The organism is Bartonella sp. TT110JLCBS, assembly GCF_042193405.1.
Lineage (GTDB): Bacteria > Pseudomonadota > Alphaproteobacteria > Rhizobiales > Rhizobiaceae > Bartonella.
On record NZ_JBHILT010000065.1, the window covers coordinates 1 to 3,003 of the forward strand.

The following is a 3,003-nucleotide window of genomic DNA, read 5'->3' on the forward strand; positions in this document are numbered from 1 at the left end:
TGGATAGCAGAGACAACGTCAACACCATTTGAGATTGCCGAAACTGTTCTTGCACATACAGTTGGGAGTTCAGTGACGAAAGCCTACATGCGAACGGATTTTTTAGAACAGCGACATGTTCTCTTGGAACAATGGGCGTCTTTTATATCAGGAAAGGCTTGACAAAATTAAAAATAGAGAGTCTTTTCTCAGAAATTTTTCTCAAATGATGTAAGTGCCTGAACTGGATTCTTTTGCAGCATTTACGTTTACTTCACTTTGAAATAAAAGGAAAAAGTTGGACGATGTTTAAAACATTACTCGCCTTTTAGCTAGAGAAGATTAAAGAGAGATTCCAAAGTGTGATTCATATATAAAGTAGACTTTAATATAGAATATTTGTCAGTTTACCATGTTAATATTATGATTCGATATTTTGTATTGTTGGTTAAGAGTAATGATAAACACTAAAGAATTTTCTTTAAAAACACTTAAACTTGATCTAGAAAATCCTAGAATTCCCAGATTCACAAGTGAAAAGGATGCTATAAATTTTCTTTGTATTACAGAAAAAATTTTGGAATTGGCCGAAGATATTGCTGAAAACGGGTTGTCTCCATTTGAAAAGCTTATGGTAATACAAGATGGAGAGAAGTACGTTGTTAAAGAAGGTAATCGGCGGCTTGCTGCGCTCAAACTTCTTGATAATCCAAGTCTAGCTCCAGAGCATCTAAGTAAAAAGATCGCTAAATATAGTGCTGACCGTAAAATTCACATAACTTCTGTAGAATGTGCTATTGCTTCTGACATAAAAGAAGCAAATCACTGGATGGAGATAAAGCATTTAGGTCAAAATAATGGAAAAGGTGTGAAGCCATGGAATGCTATACAAAAGTCACGTTATTCGCCAGACAATCCGAATAGATTTGCATACCTATTATTGAATCATCTGTTGGAGGATCCTTCATTAGATTATGAGATAACGACTGTCACACGTTTGATTTCTAAAACAACTTTTTTTGAGTATACTGGAATTTATTATAATCAGTTGGAGGACAAGCTCATCTTTTCATGTTCATATGAAGAAAATTCTGCACTTGATAATTTTTTGAAACAATTTGTACAAGATATACTTGAAAAAAAGATAAATTCTCGTTCTTGCAATAATAGAAAAGATATAGAAAAATATTTTGAAATCTTATCTCGCAAATTTGGTCTAACTAAATCATTTGATTCTTCTAATCTAACTAATTTATTTAGTTCTTCTAAAAAGCTTGCTAGAAAAGGCAAGGATAAAAAAGAAACAGAGTATTCTAAAAGAAAAGATAATCTACCTACAAGCGATGCGAATAAAGATGGAAATTATCCAAAACAAAAATTATTTCGCCGCATTTATGATGAAGAAATTGCAGATCAGTTGCAGAAATTAGGTATTATAAAACCCATCAGTATATATTCTTCAGTAAAAAAATTAGGTACTGACGCTGATACACCTCTTGTGTATATAGCGTTTAGTTGTTTATTCGAAGGGCTGACAGGCTTTTTAGGCCGAGAAAACAAATCTTTTGATAATTTTTTAAAGGATAAGTTTTCAAAGTATTGTCGATTATTAAAAACCGAACTTGACGATACACAGTATATAAATGAAAATGAGAAAGCTATTTTAGACACTCTAGCGAAGGTTAGAATGCAAGCCAATACAGCTAAACATGCCTTCCGTTCAGCACCCTTGAGTTATCTAGAGGTTCTCAGTGATATACAAGTATTAAAGCCAGTGTTAATGCAATTAATCAATGAAGTGTATGACAAAAAATTGCAGAATGCTCGTCAAATGCTTTAGCCATTGCTGGCCAATATGAACAAAATATGATAACATGGCTTTGTTTTAATACTGTAAGGTTTACAGAGATGGCTTATAATTATTCTCCATTAAGGTATCCTGGTGGCAAGGCTGCACTCTATGGAAGAATCAAAGAAATTTTTGAGAAAAATGGATTAAATGGATGTTCTTATCGTGAGCCTTTTGCTGGTGGGGGCGGATTGGCTCTAAATTTTCTTTTAAATAACGATGTTAAAGATATCTACATTAATGATATTGATCCGTTTATTTGGAGTTTTTGGTATTGTGTTTTGCACAAGACAGAAGAATTAATAGAAAAAATCAATACAACGACCATTAACTTAGAAGAGTGGTATAAACAAAAAGAAATTTCTCCTGAAAACGCAGACGTGCTTAGCGTTGGGTTTGCTGCATTTTTTTTGAATCGCACAAACAGATCTGGAATCATTAAAAATGCTGGTCCTATTGGAGGAAAACAACAAGTTGGGAGTTACAAAATAAACTGTAGATTCAACAAAAGGGACTTAATTAGCCGGATTAGAAATATAAGTGTACAAAAAGATAGGATATATTTAACTCGTTTAAATGCACAGGAATTTTTGCTGCGTTATGGAACTGATGAAAACACCTTTTTTTATATGGACCCTCCTTATTTTAAAAAAGGAAAAGAGCTGTATACTTCATTTTATAAAGCTAAAGATCATTGCGATTTAGAAAGTATCATTTCTAAACATGTGAATGCGCTTTGGTTAATTACTTATGACAACGTAGAAGAAATTAAATTCTTGTACAATCAATATCCTAAAATAGAATTTAATATACGGTATTCTCTACAAAATAAGAGACAAGCTCAAGAACTGATGATTTTCTCACCAAAGATCAAAATTCCACAATCATTAGAACAGAATATAACATCACTTTGTAACGTGGCTTAGCTGCTTTCATAAACAAAATTTGTTCTCTCTACAAGCTTTGAAAGTTTGATTGCTGTCAGTCAATTTCATATTTTAAGGAAAGGTTTGGTGTGTTTAACTCTTTGAGAACCACTATTTTAAATGGGCGAAGACATTCTCTATCGCCTCCATGAGACGAGCAAAATTAAGAAATCATTTTCTAAAGAATTTCGCGCGTCTCAGAGTATGTTTAGAGTCGGATATTTGGTTTTTGTGTAAAAATACTTACTA

General features: G+C 32.7%; 2 protein-coding genes and 1 pseudogene. All 3 read left to right on the forward strand.

The features are described 5' to 3' along the window. A pseudogene (locus ACFILW_RS09275) lies at nucleotides 1-162 on the forward strand (integrase); the annotation flags it as partial. Nucleotides 163-436: 274 nt separating this feature from the next. After that, nucleotides 437-1,819: a ParB/Srx family N-terminal domain-containing protein gene (locus ACFILW_RS09280; protein ID WP_375627821.1), complete on the forward strand. Its 1,383-nt coding sequence runs from the start codon at nucleotides 437-439 to the stop codon at nucleotides 1,817-1,819. A gap of 68 nt (nucleotides 1,820-1,887) precedes the next feature. Beyond that, nucleotides 1,888-2,754 carry a DNA adenine methylase gene (locus ACFILW_RS09285; protein ID WP_375620555.1) on the forward strand — a complete coding sequence of 289 codons (867 nt, stop codon included), beginning with the start codon at nucleotides 1,888-1,890 and terminating at the stop codon, nucleotides 2,752-2,754. The last annotated feature ends 249 nt before the right edge of the window (nucleotides 2,755-3,003 follow it).